Origin of the sequence: Kribbella catacumbae DSM 19601 (assembly GCF_000372465.1) — a bacterium.
Lineage (GTDB): Bacteria > Actinomycetota > Actinomycetes > Propionibacteriales > Kribbellaceae > Kribbella > Kribbella catacumbae.
Genome location: NZ_AQUZ01000008.1, coordinates 36,097 through 51,366, shown reverse-complemented (window position 1 = coordinate 51,366; position 15,270 = coordinate 36,097). Strand labels below are relative to the sequence as shown.

13 protein-coding genes are annotated in these 15,270 nt (G+C 68.6%); 7 read left to right on the top strand and 6 right to left on the bottom strand.

Going from position 1 to position 15,270, the window contains the following annotated elements; all coding sequences use genetic code 11:
• Window positions 1–100: 100 nt before the first annotated feature.
• Entirely contained in the window at window positions 101–1,303 is a 1,203-nt protein-coding gene (gene mycP / locus A3ES_RS46880; RefSeq protein WP_020386857.1) for a type VII secretion-associated serine protease mycosin, read from the top strand.
• Between the two features lie 232 nt (window positions 1,304–1,535).
• On the opposite strand, the gene A3ES_RS0110990 is transcribed toward mycP, so the two are convergent.
• Complete coding sequence (locus A3ES_RS0110990; protein ID WP_020386856.1) at window positions 1,536–2,297, bottom strand: neutral zinc metallopeptidase; 762 nt, start codon at window positions 2,295–2,297, stop codon at window positions 1,536–1,538.
• Here A3ES_RS0110990 and A3ES_RS56005 point away from each other — a divergent pair.
• The gene (locus tag A3ES_RS56005) at window positions 2,281–2,565 is read left to right on the top strand and encodes a hypothetical protein (protein ID WP_020386855.1); all 285 of its coding nucleotides are present in this window, start codon (window positions 2,281–2,283) and stop codon (window positions 2,563–2,565) included. The genes A3ES_RS0110990 and A3ES_RS56005 overlap by 17 nt on opposite strands.
• Window positions 2,566–2,648: 83 nt before the next feature.
• Here the strand turns inward: A3ES_RS56005 and A3ES_RS0110980 are convergent, their stop codons facing one another.
• From A3ES_RS0110980 to A3ES_RS0110960, 5 genes are all read right to left on the bottom strand, one after another.
• Window positions 2,649–2,951 (bottom strand): WXG100 family type VII secretion target, encoded by a 303-nt coding sequence (locus A3ES_RS0110980; RefSeq protein WP_020386854.1) that lies wholly within the window; start codon window positions 2,949–2,951, stop codon window positions 2,649–2,651.
• Window positions 2,952–2,965: 14 nt separating this feature from the next.
• Complete coding sequence (locus A3ES_RS0110975; RefSeq protein WP_020386853.1) at window positions 2,966–3,283, bottom strand: WXG100 family type VII secretion target; 318 nt, start codon at window positions 3,281–3,283, stop codon at window positions 2,966–2,968.
• A 104-nt stretch (window positions 3,284–3,387) separates the two neighbouring features.
• Window positions 3,388–4,899 carry a hypothetical protein gene (locus A3ES_RS0110970; RefSeq protein ID WP_026162756.1) on the bottom strand — a complete coding sequence of 504 codons (1,512 nt, stop codon included), beginning with the start codon at window positions 4,897–4,899 and terminating at the stop codon, window positions 3,388–3,390.
• Window positions 4,900–4,916: 17 nt separating this feature from the next.
• Window positions 4,917–5,345, bottom strand: a complete 429-nt coding sequence (locus A3ES_RS0110965) for a hypothetical protein (RefSeq protein ID WP_020386852.1) — start codon at window positions 5,343–5,345, stop codon at window positions 4,917–4,919.
• 103 nt (window positions 5,346–5,448) lie between these two features.
• Window positions 5,449–9,363 carry a type VII secretion protein EccC gene (locus A3ES_RS0110960; protein WP_040454486.1) on the bottom strand — a complete coding sequence of 1,305 codons (3,915 nt, stop codon included), beginning with the start codon at window positions 9,361–9,363 and terminating at the stop codon, window positions 5,449–5,451.
• Window positions 9,364–9,476: 113 nt separating this feature from the next.
• Here A3ES_RS0110960 and eccD point away from each other — a divergent pair, with 113 nt between their 5' ends.
• From eccD to A3ES_RS0110935, 5 genes are all read left to right on the top strand, one after another.
• Window positions 9,477–10,835, top strand: coding sequence for a type VII secretion integral membrane protein EccD (gene eccD, locus A3ES_RS0110955; RefSeq protein WP_020386850.1), 1,359 nt, complete (start codon window positions 9,477–9,479; stop codon window positions 10,833–10,835).
• 3 nt (window positions 10,836–10,838) lie between these two features.
• On the top strand, window positions 10,839–12,266 hold the full coding sequence (gene eccB / locus A3ES_RS0110950) for a type VII secretion protein EccB (RefSeq protein WP_020386849.1): 1,428 nt from the start codon (window positions 10,839–10,841) through the stop codon (window positions 12,264–12,266).
• A gap of 103 nt (window positions 12,267–12,369) precedes the next feature.
• Window positions 12,370–12,720 (top strand): hypothetical protein, encoded by a 351-nt coding sequence (locus tag A3ES_RS0110945; protein ID WP_020386848.1) that lies wholly within the window; start codon window positions 12,370–12,372, stop codon window positions 12,718–12,720.
• Between the two features lie 12 nt (window positions 12,721–12,732).
• Window positions 12,733–14,022, top strand: a complete 1,290-nt coding sequence (locus A3ES_RS0110940) for a hypothetical protein (RefSeq protein ID WP_157630452.1) — start codon at window positions 12,733–12,735, stop codon at window positions 14,020–14,022.
• 344 nt (window positions 14,023–14,366) lie between these two features.
• Window positions 14,367–15,140 (top strand): type VII secretion protein EccE, encoded by a 774-nt coding sequence (locus A3ES_RS0110935; protein ID WP_157630451.1) that lies wholly within the window; start codon window positions 14,367–14,369, stop codon window positions 15,138–15,140.
• Window positions 15,141–15,270: the final 130 nt, after the last annotated feature.

Below are 15,270 nucleotides of genomic sequence, written 5' to 3'. Positions count from 1 at the left end.
GTCACTAGCTTCGAGGGTGGGAGGCATCGCGGTCAGGTTGTGACCCAAAGGGGTCAGAACCCGTGGCCAGATCGGGCCGCGTCGTACGGTCCGGAGCGTGATGACCATCAAGCGTGGCGGATCGGTGACCGTCGTACTGGGCGCGCTGCTGGCCGCCGCCTCACCGGCGTCGCTCGCGGCCGCCGTACCACCCGCCGGTCTGTGTCAGTCCGCCGAACCCGGCGGCCCGGCGGTCAGCAAGTTGCCCTGGGCACAGACTTGGCTCGCGCCCGAGCGGGTCTGGCCGTCGAGCACTGGCCAAGGCGTCACCGTCGCCGTGATCGACTCCGGCGTCGATGCCGACCACCCGCAACTACGGCAACCCGGTGTTGTCCTGCCCGGCCGTGATCTGCTCACGCCCGGCGACAAGCGGGCAGACTTCGACTGCGTCTCGCACGGCACCGCTGTGGCAAGCATCATCGCCGCCCGGCCAGTCGACGGCATCGGCTTCCGTGGCGTTGCGCCCGGCGCACGGATCCTGCCGGTCCGGGTCAGCGAACGGGACGCCGGCGACCAGCAGGGGGCGGCGGTCAACGCCACGGTCTTCGCCAGCGCGATCCGGTACGCCGCCGACGCCGGAGCGAAGGTCGTCAACATCTCGCTGTCCCTGTACGTCGATCTGGCGCCGGTACGCACGGCGGTGCGCTACGCCCAGTCCCGCGATGTGCTCATCGTCGCGTCTGTCGGCAACGCGCACAACAACCAAGGCACGGACCCGGTGACCTATCCGGCCGCCTACCCCGGCGTACTCGGGGTCGGCGCCATCACCATCGACGGCAGCCGGCTCCAGAGTTCGCAGCAGGGCGCGTACGTCGACATCGCCGCGCCCGGCGGTGGTGTGCTCGCCGCGACCCGTCAACGTGGCCACCGGTACTTCGACGGCACCAGCTTCGCCGCCGGCTTCGTCAGCGGGACCGCGGCCCTGGTACGAGCGGCCAACCCCCGCTGGTCGGCAGCCCAGGTCGCGACCAGACTGATGGCCACCGCCACGCCGGCCCCGGGACCTGTTGGCCAGTACGGCGCCGGGGTGGTCAACCCCTACCGTGCAGTGCGAGATGCGCTCGACACGTCCCCGCCAACCCCGCTCCCGAAGGTGAGCCCGTCGCCGGTCGATGTAGCCGCCGAGCGGCGTATCGCGGCGTGGCAGGACTCTGGCCGCCTGGCCCGGCGGTTCGCAGCAGCCGCTGCGGTCGGTGCCGCCGTTCTGGTGGTCGCGTCGATCGTCATCCCCGTCGGCCGCCGCCGCAGGTGGCATGCCGGCTGACCAGCCTGGGTGCATGGCCGTCGCTCGGACCGCCAGCACTCACTAACCTCGACTGGTTGCGTCCGGCTGAGCGTGCGCAGGCGTGCTACCGGGCAAAAACGGCAGGTTGGCATGTGGTGGCGGTCCGGGCCCGCCACCAACATCCCAAACTCCGGCTGTAGTACTGACGGAGCTTCGCCCGAGCCCGATGAGCCATGCCTTGGGTCGGCCCCGAGCAGACGGATGGTGGTGGCTATTCGAGCCAGCGCGAGTCGCGTGCCGCCCAGGGGTTGCATTCATAGATCGACGGTGAGACTCGCGCTGATGAGTTCAAGGAAGGGTGCCGGCCCCAACCGAACCAATTCGCGATGTTCTCGTTCGTGCCGTGCTGGCGCAGTTCGCCGCGGCGATCGCCGGCGTGGCTGTTGTTGTCGTAGGCCTGCCTGGACAGGGACTTGGTGATCGAGCCGCGACCGGTGTTGGTGCCGTAGAACATCCCGGAGAAACACCAGGCCTGCAGTTCGAGCTGCCGCGACAATAGTTGCCCGGCCCGGCTCTCGTATCCGAGTGACTGGCTGCGCGCCTGAAACGCGTCCATCACGCCGATCTGCTGCTGCAGGTGATGGCCGTACTCGTGGGACAGCACCGCCAGCGCATAGCCCTCGCCGTACCGGGCAATGGACCGCATCGAGTCGAAGGGCATCACGATGGTCTGGTCGGCTGAACAATAAAACGCTTCCCGGCCGGTGTCGTTGCGCCCGCACGCGCCGGAGTACTGGTTGCCTTGGGCACCTGCCCAGAGTTGCGGCCGCGCCAAGGTGAGATCGAAATGCTCCAGCGTGGCTCGCCAGGCGCTGTCGTGACAGCCGATCGCGGCGCTGTAGTAGGCCCGGGCGGCCGCAGCCTGGAGGCGCCATTTGGGCAGTCGGCAGTTCACCTCGGCGAGGCCGTACCCCTGCTCGAGATGCACCGGATTCGAGCCGAGCAGCGGATCGCTGATGACCGGACCGGACACCTGCGGCGACCAAGTCGGCGTACTCGAGGCGGAGGGTGGGTCAGTGGGCGTGAACGAAGTGGCGGTGGGCGGGGCGCTGGGTGTGACGGACGAGGGCATCATCGTCGGCTCGCTCTGCGCGGAAGGGCTGCTGGTCGACGGTCGGGCCTGCGGCTCGGGGGGTTCAGCTGAGCCGCAGGCTGCCGCGACCAGTGCCACCGCGGTGGTGGCAATGGCCACCTTCACGAACCTCGTCACTACCAGCTCCATTTCGCGGCCAACTGCCTGAATGATCGAGGCTGGCACACAGCAAGACCTCCGGACGGTGGAACTTGGGACAGGTCCACCGCACCGGAGATCCGCTAGTACCTGCTAGACCTCGAGGGCGTTCGCCGCCGACTGATCTGCCTGCTTCATCCTGAGCCAGGCGTCGTCCAGGGCGCCACCGCGCCTGCCGAGCACGTTGTTGATCGCCTCGTTGGACTGGGTCCAGACCTGCTGCACCTGCTGCAGTTGCGGGGACGCCGCCTGGCTTTGCCACGCCGCCAGCAGCGCCTGCATCGCTGTCTGCAACTGGACCTGCAGGTCGGCGACCTGGCGGGAACAGCTGCCGATATCGGCAGCACCTTGTGCCATCGGCATGAAGGGGTAGTTGATGAAATCTCCGTTGCCCATCGCGGGTCCTCTCCTTACAGCTTGCTGACGTCGATGGCGCTGCCGACCTGGGTGAAGGCGGCCTGGCTGTCGCCGTCCTGGGACTCGTACTGAACCTTCGAGGTGGTGATTCCCTCGGACATCCGGTGCAGCTTGGTGCAGAGGGTGGTGACTGCCTCGAGATGGCTGCTGTGGCCCTGCCAGAACACGTTCTTGATCTGCCCGTCCATCGAGCTGAGCCCACCCATCGCCGCGTCGAGCCGGTTGACCGCGCCCTTGAGTTCGTCGGCGATCCTGGCGGCGTCGGTGGCCGTGGACTGCATCCGCGCTAGTTCGGTGTTCACACCGGACATTTGGGTTCCTCCTCGCTGTTGTACCGCTCGTTGTGACGCTAGTGCCTGGTCCGATCCGCTTCAGCTGTGTTCCGGTTGTGGCCACCGGGTGGCAAGTTGTGCCTTCACATCCGCCACAGCTCTTCGTCGAGCACCTCGCGGTCGGTTGCCTTGCCGACGCGCGCGTCTCGTTTGCGCTTGCGCAGCGGGGGCCCGCCGGAAGTGGCCGGCTGCTCGCCGTTGGCGCGGCCCTGCAGGTCGGTCTGCACACCGTGCCGGCGCAGTCGTTCGGCCTCGGTCTGCTCCGCGGGCACGCTGAAGCCGGGACGAGACGGCGCCGCGCCCGATTTGATCTCGCCTCGTCCACCGTTGCCTGCGGCACCCATACCGCCGCCCATCGGTGGTGGATACATCGGCGACGTGGCCTGCTGTGAGCTGGAGGTGGCTGCCGCTTGGCCGGCCAGGGATGGTGCGGAGCCTGGCCCGCCGGCCGCCGTGGTCGCGCCCTTCGACGCCGACGCGATGCCGCGATCCGTCGTACCGGGCAGCTTGCCGAGCTTGCCGGTACCTGAGTCGATCCCGCCGACGCCGGGGAGGGAGCCCAACGAGGGCAACCCACCGACACCGCCACCGATCGTTCCGCCAGGCTGGACGATTCTGGCCTGGTCGAACGCAGGTTCAAGCGCTGTCCCACCGGCAAGGGTCGGCAGGCCTATCCCCGCCCCGTCGGGCACCGGCCCGTCCGTGATCGGGTTGTGCGTGTCGACCGACGGAGTGGTCGTGTCGGTCTCCCCAAGCAGGTCCTGCGCACTCTGCGCGAGCTCCAGCCACTTGGTGAGGTTCTCGGGAACCTTCCCGATCAGGTCGATCCCCTTGCCGATCACGTCGATCAGCTCCCCGGCCTCCTCGACCGGATCCGTGACCTCGGTTTCGTCGGGAGTCGTGGGCGAGTCGACGGGAGTGGCCGGGTTGACCCCGGCACCTCCGTCGTCGCCGGCGTCCCCAGTCGTGGCGGCTCCCCCGCCTTCGTCGCCATTTAGCGCGGCCGGATCGCCGCCACCAGACTGGTCGGCTGTTTGTGTCGACGTCATCGGCCCGTCATACTTCTCCGTGGGCAAGGTGGTGATGCCCTCGAAGGTCTTCTCGATCACCGAGGCCAGGTTGTTCATCACGAAGACGGCCGTTCCATGTGCCTGCTCCATGGCGTTTGATGCCAGCGTGGCCGTACCACGCTGGCCGTCCGCCATCGCGAGCCGGTAGACATTGTCGGCAACGGCGTAGTCTTGGGCCGCTGCCTCGACCACCGGCCAGGCGTTGCTGACAGCCCCCGCAGTGTTCGTCAGCCTGTTCCCGACATCCTGGGCGAACGTGCTCCAGACCGCGGCCGTTTTCTTGCTCGAAGCGACGGACGCGTTGAAAGTGACGAAAGCCTTCGAATCCGGGCTTCCGACGCCGCCGATGTCGTTGCGGTGAAAGATCGCCGTCTTGCTCCAGGCGTCGTCCAGGTCGGCCTGCGTAGTGTTGATGCTTGTGGCCATCGACCCCCAGGTGCTGGCGGCTTGCAGCCACACCTGGGGATTGACGCCGTGGACTGCGGCCAGCAGTTGCTCCATGGACTTAAGGCTGTAGTCGCCCATCGCGTTCCTCCAACAAGTCAGTCATAGGTACCCCAGCCGGAATCAGGAGCCAGGATGTCCACATCGGGGTCGCTGGGAGGCTGCGGCTGGTTCACGGCCGCTGGAGGCTGTGGTTGACGTGGCAGCTCACCGGGCTGGGACCACTGCCCGGTGCGAGTCTCGCCGTTCGCCTTGGCCATGACGTCGGTGGCACTCAGATCGGTGCTCTCGAAGCTGTCGGCCGCCTTCGTGGCGATCGTGCTGAACCCCTCGATTCCGCTCAGGAGATCCGTGGCGAACCCAGTCATGTGTGGCGCCCACTGCGCGACGAACGCATTCGGACCGTCGGCCTCTGGCATCCCACCGCGCAGATTGATCGCCGACATGTCGCCGTTGATCTGTGCGAAGTCGGCGGGCTCCAGCATGCCTGCGAAGTCCTGCAGTTCCTGAGGTGAGACCTGCACCATGAGTATCTCCTTTCGAAGGTTCCGCGATCAGCAAACACCAGCGGCCGGAGTGAACCCGTCCCGGCGGCCACATCAGGTCAGGAGTCGGCGTGCAGTGGCCAGGTCAGGTGGGGCACTCGACGAGTTGGGCGAGCTGGGCGTCGCCGCGGCGGGCTACCAGCCAGCCGCGGCCGGGGGGCAGTGGTTGTGGCTTGACCGTGCCGAGCAGTGCGCCCTCGGCCTTGTCGCCGCTCAGTACCAGGCCCGGAGTGCCGATGTCGCGCAGCCTGGCGATGAGTGGCTCGTAGATGGCCCTGGCCGCGCCACCGCTGCGCCGGGCGACCACGAGATGGAGTCCGATATCGCGGCCCTGGGCGAGATAGTCCACCAACCCAGCCAGCGGATTGGAGGTCTGCCCGACGACGAGGTCGTAGTCGTCGACGAGCAGATAGATCTGCGGGCCGGTCCAACCGCCGGACAGCCGCTGGTCGAGTACCGGTACGAGATCCGCGACCATCGCCTCGACGCCCCGTGGATCGGAGAAGGTCCCCATCAGGTGCTCGCTGGTCACCGCCTGGGTCAGCGATCGGCGGTAGTCGACCAGGATCAGCCGAGCCTGCTCCGGCGCATGAGTCGCTGCCAACGACCGGGCCAACCACCGCAGGTAGCCGGTCTTGCCGGTCTCGGCATCACCGAAGAGCAGGAAATGTGGGTCGGCCTCGAAATCGGCGTACACCGGTGCGAGGTCGCGTTCAGCGATACCGATCGGGAGTCCGGTCGGGACCGGAACACCCGTCTGCTGCTGCCGCCGGGCAGCGGTGACCAGGTCATCCTGCGAGAGCTGGAACGGCAGCAACCGGACAGTAGGTGCCCCGGGCAACGGCCACGCCGACGCGACCTGGTCGACGAGATCGGCCTGGTCCCGGTCCAGTACCGGTGTCGCCACGATCATGTGATGCCCGCTGCTGGCCAGGCCTCGCCCGGGAGCATCGGCCGGGACGTTCATCGCCGCCCGCCGATTCACCCCGGAGTCGGCGGGATCACCGAGCCGCAACTCGATCTTCGTGCCGAAAAGATCCCGCACTGTGCCACGCAGATCGAACCAGCGTGTACACGTCGCCACCACATGGACGCCGTACGCCAAGCCCCGGCCGGCGATCTCGGCCAGCGTCGCCTCGAGCTCTTCGAAGTCGTTCCGCAGCGTCAGCCAGCCATCCACGACGATGAACACGTCGCCCTGCGGATCGGCCGCGAACTCGCCCGCGGCCCGGCGTACGCGGTACGACGCCATGCTCTCGATCCCGTGCTGGGCGAACATCCGCTCGCGATCGGCGAGCAACTGCACGACCTCCGCCACGGTACGGCGAACTGCGCCGACGTCCAGCCGGGACGCAACTCCGCCGACATGCGGCAGGCCCCGCAGCCCGGCCAACGAGCCACCACCGAAGTCGAGGCAGTAGAACTGCACCTCGCGCGGCGTGTGCGTCAACGCGAGTGAGGAGATCAACGTGCGCACCGCCGTACTCCGGCCGCTGTGCGGACCACCCACGATCGCGACGTGGCCGGCGCCGGCGGACAGATCGACGATGAGGGGTTCACGGCGTTGTTCCAGCGGCCGGTCGATGAGTCCGATCGCCGTCCGCAACGTGCCGGGGACCGCAACGGTGAGTCCGCGATCGGGGTCGAAGACCAGGTTCGGTAGGAGTTCACCCAGGGTGGGCGAATCGGACAGCGGCGGAAGCCAGATCTGGTGAGCCGGCCTGCCCTTGCCCTCGAGCCGCTGGACCAGGATGTCGAGCAACGTCTCGCCCACGGCCTCGTCCAGATCCTCTTCCTCCGGCGCTTCGTCCGCGGCCTCCGCCGTGACGGGAGGCGACACATAGCTCGCGGTGAACTCGGACACCTCGAGGCCGTCGCCGGCCGCGTCGCCCGCGCCGCTCGAACTGACCGCCGGCCGGTACACCGCCGACACGTAGGCAGCCCGGAATCGCAGCATGGTCTCGGTATCGATCTGCAGGAAGCCGTGACCAGGCGCCCGGGGCAGCCCGTACGCGTCGGGCACACCGAGCACGACCCGGCTGTCCATCGCCGAGAAGGTCCGCAGGCCGATCCGGTACGAGAGGTGTGCGTCCAGTCCCCGTAGCCGGCCTTCCTCGAGCTTCTGGCTGGCGAGCAGCAGGTGGACGCCCAGCGAGCGCCCGACCCGGCCGATCTGGACGAACATGTCGATGAAGTCGGGCTTGGCCGACAACAGCTCGGAGAACTCGTCGCAGATGACCAGGAGCGTCGGGACCTCCGGCAGATCGGCGCCGGCCGCGCGGGCTTTCTCGTAGTCGCGCAGTGAAGTGAAGTTGCCCGCCCGGCGCAACAACTCCTGTCTGCGCAGCAGTTCTCCGTTGATCGCGTCGGTCATCCGATCGACCAGGGTCAGCTCATCGGCGAGGTTGGTGATCACCGCACTGGTGTGCGGCAGCCGGTCCAGCTTGGTGAACGTCGCGCCACCCTTGAAGTCGACCAGGGCGAAGTTCAGGCTGTCCGACGAATGCGTGATCGCCAGGGCGAGCACCAGCGTGCGCAGCAGTTCACTCTTGCCCGAACCGGTCGCACCGATCAGCAATCCGTGTGGGCCCATCCCGTCCTGGGCTGACTCCTTCAGGTCAAGTTCTACCGGCGTACCGTCCGCGCGGATGCCGAACCGCACCCGCAGCCGGTCGCGATTCGGCCGCGGCACCCAGGTCCGGGCCGGGTCGAAGTCATACGGGTCGCCGAGGTCAAGCAGTTCGGTCAGCCCGAACGCCGAGGCGAACCGCTCCTCACCCTCCGCCGCGGCGGAAAGCCGAAGCGGGGCAAGCTGCCGCGACAGCGCCTCGGCGGCTTCGACCGTGACGGTGTCCGCCGTTCCGATCTCCGCGTCGCCCTCCATCGTGACGCTGGTGAGAGCTCCGTCTTCCTCGACCTCCAGCAGTACTGCGGTGCGGTCGAGCAACCGGGGAGGCTGGCTGGTCAGGTCGATGACGCTGACTCCCTCGACACCTCCGTCGGTCATCAGGTGGTCCGATCCGGCCAGATCCCCGCCATCGAGGATGACCACCACGTGCGGCCCGTCGACCCGGGTCGTGACCGCTGGGTCGAACCGCGGTCGCGCTGCCAGCACGTCGTCCAGGATCGACTCCAGCGCCGGGATGCTCGTCGTGATCAGCCGGATCGGCCCCAGCGCATCGGACTTGTCTGGATGGTGCGCGTGCGGCAGCCACTTCAGCCAGTCCCACTCAGCTCGCGTCTCCTCACTGACCACGGCCGCGACGAGGAGATCGTCAGGAGCGTGCAGGGTGGCCAGTTGAGCGAGCAAGGCACGGGCCAGTCCGCGACATCGCTGCTCGTCGCCGTCGAGGTACACGTGCGCGAAACCCCGAAGCGCCATCGCCACTGGCAGACCAGGCACCGACGAGTAAGTCGTGATGAACCGTCGAAGCGCGCCGGCCGACAGTGGCTCCAGCTCTTCGAGCGGCGCGGTGTCCGGTGGAATGAGCGGCGTCGCCAGCGGTTGTGGTCCGGTCCCCACCCTGATGATGGCGAAGTCGGGATCGGTCCGGCGTCGTTCCCATAGCCGGTAGCTCGGCACCAGGGTCCACAGCTGGGCGGGATCCGGATGCAGGTACGCGAGCGCCTCGCGTTGCTGGGTGAGGCCGCGGCGGGCCCTGATCCGCTGCTGGGCCAAGTGCCGCAGATAGCTACGCCGGGCCTTGGCCATCTCTCGCCGTGGTGCGCCTTGGCCGGCGAACGCCATCCCAGCCATCCCCAGCGCCGACAGCCCAAACAGGCCGCCCACGACGTAACTCATCCGGCCGCCGCCGCCCATGCTGGAGTACATCAACGCCATCGCGGCACCACCGGCCAGCATCGGGACCATCATCACGAACTGGGACATCTGCTTGCCGGCGGGCTGCGGGACCGCAGGCGGTGCGTCGAGGGCGACGTCACCTGTGGGCAGGTGCGGCCCGTCCCGGCGCGGCGGTCTGCTGACGATCACGGTCGACATGCCGTTGACGGTACGAAGCCACACGGCCTCTGTGGCCGCCGCGGCCACTTGCTGACTGTCCTGATGCTGCAGCGTTGCGGCAGAGGCCGAACAGTCATGCCACGGTGGCTACCGTGAGTACCCGTGGCCTGGTCAAGGTGACCATCGATGCAGCGGAACGGCGGATCGATCTGGCCTTGCCGGACCGGTCCACCGTGGCCGAACTGCTGCCCAGCATCCTGCGGCACGCCGGTGACGGACTGGCCGACGAGGGCGCTCAGCAAGGTGGCTGGGTACTCCGCCGGCACGACGGCGACGCGCTCGAGACCCACCAGGACCTGGCCAGCCAGCAGGTCCGCGACGGCGAGATCCTGCACCTCGCACCCGCCCGGCAGCAGTGGCCGGAACTCGAGTACGACGACATAGTCGACGCGATCGCCATTGGGGCGCGAGGTGGCGGCCGGGAGTGGACCCGCGGCACCACGCGCTGGTTCGGGCTCGTCATCGGCTCGGCTGCGATCGTCGCGGCTCTGGTGATCCAGCTCCGGCCCGGGCCACCTTGGGGCACTGTGCCGGCCTTCGCGCTCGCAGTGGCTGCCCTGCTCCTGATCGCAGGCACACTGCTCACACGCGTAGCCGGAGACGCCTCGGCCGGTATGGTCGCCGGCGCTGTCGGTGTCGTCTGTGCCGGTGTTGGCGGGGCTCTGCTGTTGGCTGGCGACTATCGGCTGTCCGAGCTGGGCGCGCCGCATCTGACCACGGCCGGAGCCGCGCTGTTGTTGGCCGGACTAGCTGGCTATGTCGGGATCGCCAAGCACACAGCAGTATTCGTGGCTGCTTGCACGACCGGGATCCTTGCGACGGCTGCCGGCTTGCTCGCGACGGGCTGGCTGGACAGCACCCGTGCAGCAGCTGTCGTCGCCGCAGTGGCGGTAGCAATGCTGCCTGCGGCTGCCCCACTCGCGATGCGGATCGGCCGGTTGCCGAAGCCGGTACTGCCGAACACCACCGCCGACCTGCTCTCCGACGCGCCGCAACCGCCGCGAGAGGCCCTCTACGCCGCAGTACTGCGGACAGCAGCGCTCTACACCGGCATCCTTGCCGGCCTCGCGATTGGCCTGGCGGCTTGTCTCCTCGCCCTCAGCCGTTCGGAGTCCACCTCCGCGACAATTCTTGTTTTGCTGGTGGTTGGTGTCTGCCTGCTGCGGTCCAGGCTGCTGCCCGTGGTGTCGCACCGCTTGAGTCTGCTCATCACGGGACTCGCCGGCGCCGCCTGCCTCGTCCTTCCCGACCCCGGCACTCCAACGCCGTACGGGTTGGTCGCGTTCGCTGCCGCAGTGGTGTTCCTGGGTCTCTGGTACGCAGGACACAAGCCCAGCGCCTACTTCGCCCGGTACGCCGAGCTGGCCGAGATTCTCCTGGTGCTGTTTGTAGTACCCGTACTGATGTCGGTGCTCGGCCTGTACGGGTACGTTCGCGGCCTGGGCGGCTGAGCGATGGCCTCGAAGCGCGACCAACTGCAGTCGTATCAGTTCGTGCTGCAGCGGATGATGCATGCCGTCGTACTGCGCGAGACCGACCCGGAGCACCCGCCCTTCCGGCGCGGCATCATCGCGATGATCGCCGGCATCGTGCTCGCAGTACTGGCCATAGCTGCCGTCGGTGTCTACGGCATGATCTCGCCGGGTGGCAAGAAGTCCTGGCAGGCCGGCGATCGCGTCATCGTCGAGAAGGAGACCGGCACCCGCTACGTCTACGTGAACGGGGTGCTCTACCCGACAGCGAACTACGTGTCGGCGCTGTTGCTGATGAAGAAGTACAGCAAGCCGGTCATGGTGGCGCAGAAGTCGCTGCTCGGGGTGCCACGCGGTCCACGGGTCGGCATCGCTGACGCGCCGGACTCCCTGCCCACGAAGAAGCGGTTGCTCGCCGGCGGCTGGTCGCTATGCTCACAACCGGCAGTCGACGCCGCTGGCAGCAAGACAGTGCGCTCGGTCCTGCTGGTCGGCCAAGAACCGGACGCGGCGCAGCCGGTCAACGACGCTGCCCTGCTGGTGATCGCGCCCGACGGCCGCGGCTACTTCATCTGGCGCGGCTTCCGCCACGTTGTCCAAGAGGCGGCGACGGTGACTGCTGCGCTGGCGCTCGACACCGAGTCCTGGCAGCAGGTGTCACAGGCCTGGCTTGACCTGATTCCGTCCGGTCCCCCGCTGGCGCCGATCGCAGTGCCCCAGGCCGGCACGCCATCCAAGCTGTTGCGCCCCGGACGTGTCGGCGCGCTGTACGTCGTGCAGACCTCAACCGGCCAGGGACAGTACTACCTGCTGACTGGCGACCGGCTACTGCCGATCAGTGCGTTCCAGTACGACGTACAGCGCAGCGCGGCCGCGACCCGTAAGGCCTATCCGGGCGTGATGCCCGAAGCGATCCCGCTGGATTCAGCGGTCGTCGCGCGACTGTCTGGCGACGGCCGTGCCGCACCGGTGACGGATGCGGCGCTGCCGTCCACTCGCCCGCAGTTCGCGCGAACGCAGTCGGCGACCGACTCGGTGTGTGCACTGTTCCCCGGCGGCGGGTTCCAGCCGCGCTTCGCGATCGCTGCAGGACTGCCTGCCGCCGGGGAGTCCGGTGTCACCGCCGGGCGCGGTCCCGGTGGCCTGCCGTTGGCTGACCTGGTCGTCGTACCGCCTGGGCACGGTGCGGTGGTGGAGTCGATGGCCGCACCGGGGCAGCCCGCCGGCTCCGGGGCGCTGTCGTTCGTCAGTGACCTGGGAAGGCGTTATCAGCTGGCCAATCGCGACGTACTGGGCGTGCTCGGCTACGAGCAGCCGCCGGTGGTGCGCCTCCCGTCCGAGCTGGTCAGCCGGATGCCGGCAGGCCATCCACTGGAGCCCACGGCTGCGATGACCCCACTCGGGCCATGAGGACTTGGCCGCTCGACGCCGTCCGGTGGCCTGATGCGGTCTCAGCACCCAGCGCCGGGTGCGTCCCTGGTTTGGTGCAGGTAACAACACGCAAGGAGCAAACATGGACGGATCGGTCTCGAACCTCAGCCTGACGGTGGTCACCGACGAGCTTCGCAAGTTCGCCGGGATGGCTCCGCTGGCGACCATCAGCCCGGTGTCCGCCAGCGTCCAGGGGACTCCTCCGCTGTCCGGCGCGATGCCGGAGAGCATGTCCGCGGAAGCCCATGTCCGGTTCTGCGTGGAGCACGCCGGGACCTTCGCCACCCAGGCGACCACCGGGATCGGCACCCTGATCGACGCGGCCCTCAGCTTCGCCACCTCGTACGACACGGCCGACCTGGTGAACGCGCTGGCCCACAAGACTCTGGCCAATCAGTTGCCTTCAGCAACTGGCCATCCGGCCCAGGACTGACAGGAGCACATCATGGGCGCCTATATGGGGATGGAACTGAACACGATGGCCGGCATGCTCAACGGGCAGCGCGCGGAACCGTGGCATGCGAGCTCCGACATCTGGGGCTCGGCCTGCCAGCAACTGCTGGCCACCCACGGCGACCTCGCCGCTGCGAACGGGGTCATCACCTCTTGGCCACAGAGCATCGGCTCTGTCGCACAGGCAGCCTTCAGCGGCCAGGTGATCGGCAGCCACGCATCTCTGGCCGAGTGGTCGGTCTACACCGGCGCGATGTCCGCCGCACTCCGTCTCGGCGGCACCGCTCTCAACCTGGCGCAGGCGGTCATGCCTGGCCTGCAGAGCGGGTACAACACCGCGGTCGCGCTGAGCAGCGTCCCGTTCATCGGGCCTTTCGCCGCACAGGCCGCGGCTGCCATCAACGTCGCCGGAGCCGGGATGATGGAGGCAGTCGGGGTGGTCATGCAGGCACCGACCGCGGTGCCGACGCCGACCCAGGGCTGGCAAGGGCCTGGCGGCTCGTTGAACCCGCTGGCCGCCTCAACGGTGTCCCTGACGGACATCTCCACGGTGCTGGACGCCGCGGGCAAGGTCGCCGACCTCGCCGGGAAGGGCCTCGACCTCGCCCAGAGCGTGGCGGGCCTGGCTCAATCATCAGGCCTCGGGAAGGAACTGGAGGGCCTCGGCGACCTGCCCCAGCTCGGTACCCAGCCTATTTCCAGCCCGGACCTGCCCAGCCTTGCCGGTGGGGTGAGTATCGGCGCGCCGTCACTCAACTCACCGGGTGGTGGAGGCCTGCAGTTGCCGGGCAACGTGATCCCGCCCGCGGCGTTGGTGGCGAGCATCGGCGGGCTTCCTGCAGTCGCCACGATGAGAAGCTCTGTCGTCGGCGCACGGCCGAGCTTGGCCGAACTCGGCACGCGAGGTACTACGGGCGTCGGCGTGCCAGGCGCCCGAATCGCCGCGGGCACGGAGCCGGCGCTGGCCGGCGGAGCAGCACGGGCTGCGGCGGCCGGGGCGGCGAAGTCGATGCCTGCGATCGCGCCGCCGGTCGGCCATGGAGCTGGAAGCGGAGGAACCAACGAGATCCGGCCGGGCCGCCGTCGCGGCGCGGGCAGTAGCCCTGACGAGCAGGCCGACCTGCTGCAACGCAACGGAGTACAGGCTGAGCTTCAGGGCCGGGCTGCTCGGGAGCCGGCCGAACAGTTCGGTCTGCCGTCGGCTCGCAGGCGCAAGCCCGGCGCCGACGGTGCAGCAATCCTCGACGATGAACTGTTCGTCGCCGACTACCGACGCGACTGACCATGCCGACCAACTCAGGTACGGGCCTGGGCACACCCACCTGGGCTTCAGCCCGGCCGGTGGGCGTGGCGGGCCCACCCGGAGCGGGCGTGGCGACGGCCGAGGTGACGGCGACGATCGCACCACGCCGAGCGGTCCCGCAAAGCATGCCGACCACCACATCGGCGGGTGCGGCAGCCACTATGTCTGCCGGCGTAGCGGCCGGCTTGGCGGTTCGCCCGATGCCCGCTGTGCCCGCCCCTGCAACGTCCCCGCTGACACTGCGCTCGGCTGCCATCGCCAGTCCTGCTCCTCCCGCAGTGCAGCATCCTGGGCTTAGGCGTCCCCGGCTTCATCCCGGCCAGGTGGTGTGCTGGCAGCTCGCCGCGGGACTTGTCGCCGCATCGGTCGGCCGTGCCTGGTGGATGACAGCGGCAGCGGCCGTCGCTGGACTGGCGCTGGTCCTGGTGACCGCGAGCTGGTACCGCGACCTGTGGACCTTCCAGTGGGCAGCACTGCGTCTCGGCTACGTCATCCGCGACCGCCGGTTCGAACCACGCGCGGCCACCTGCGGCACACTCGAGATCGGCGACCTCACCGCGGCGACCGTCGTCCGGGCGACCGGCATCACGGTGCTGCTGGAGGTCCAGGCGAATCCGGATCAACTGCCCCACCCGTCGGCCTTGCTCGAGCAGCACACCGACCTGAAGGCCAAGCTGCTGGTGCAACGCGGCCGGTGCTGGATCGCGTTGACGGCCTCGCGGAGTGCCGGCTGTCACCGCGACACCGAGCTGGAGCTGCTACTGGCGAACGCGGCCCGGCGTCTGGTCAAGCGGTTGCACCGCCAGCGGATAGCGGCGGCAGCGCTGCGCCCCGACCAGCTCACCGACGTACTGGCCGAGCTGACGCCGCAACAAGCCCACGAGGAGTGGAACGGGCTACGGCTGGGGACTGGCGACTACCGGATGTACAGCGTGCCTCCAGACCTCGCCCGGGCCCTGCCCGTGGCGGTCACTGTCACCCTTTCCAGTGACCGCGACGATGCCCTCGTACTGGCGCCCGCCGGCGCCCCTCCCCCGCCCGGCGGCGCGCCCCTCACAGGGCGGCAGCGGTTCGCGTTCACTGCCGCCCTGCCCTGAGCCTGATACAGCGCGGATCCAGTTCCGCGCTGTATCAGGCTGGATCACGCCTGGATCAAGCGTTGAGGACGACAAGACCTCCGCTGGAAGCGACTCGGTCAGAGTGCTCGTAAACACTGCGCAACCGAAC

Excerpts from the sequence above, each read along its gene's own strand:
- A3ES_RS0110975 (WP_020386853.1), bottom strand. The coding sequence starts at position 3,283 with ATGTCCGGTGTGAACACCGAACTAGCGCGGATGCAGTCCACGGCCACC.
- A3ES_RS56005 (WP_020386855.1), top strand. The coding sequence starts at position 2,281 with ATGACCGGACCGGACACCTGCGGCGACCAAGTCGGCGTACTCGAGGCG.
- A3ES_RS0110970 (WP_026162756.1), bottom strand. The coding sequence starts at position 4,899 with ATGGGCGACTACAGCCTTAAGTCCATGGAGCAACTGCTGGCCGCAGTC.
- A3ES_RS0110965 (WP_020386852.1), bottom strand. The coding sequence starts at position 5,345 with ATGGTGCAGGTCTCACCTCAGGAACTGCAGGACTTCGCAGGCATGCTG.
- eccB (WP_020386849.1), top strand. The coding sequence starts at position 10,839 with ATGGCCTCGAAGCGCGACCAACTGCAGTCGTATCAGTTCGTGCTGCAG.
- A3ES_RS0110960 (WP_040454486.1), bottom strand. The coding sequence starts at position 9,363 with ATGTCGACCGTGATCGTCAGCAGACCGCCGCGCCGGGACGGGCCGCAC.
- A3ES_RS0110940 (WP_157630452.1), top strand. The coding sequence starts at position 12,733 with ATGGGCGCCTATATGGGGATGGAACTGAACACGATGGCCGGCATGCTC.
- A3ES_RS0110980 (WP_020386854.1), bottom strand. The coding sequence starts at position 2,951 with ATGGGCAACGGAGATTTCATCAACTACCCCTTCATGCCGATGGCACAA.
- A3ES_RS0110945 (WP_020386848.1), top strand. The coding sequence starts at position 12,370 with ATGGACGGATCGGTCTCGAACCTCAGCCTGACGGTGGTCACCGACGAG.
- mycP (WP_020386857.1), top strand. The coding sequence starts at position 101 with ATGACCATCAAGCGTGGCGGATCGGTGACCGTCGTACTGGGCGCGCTG.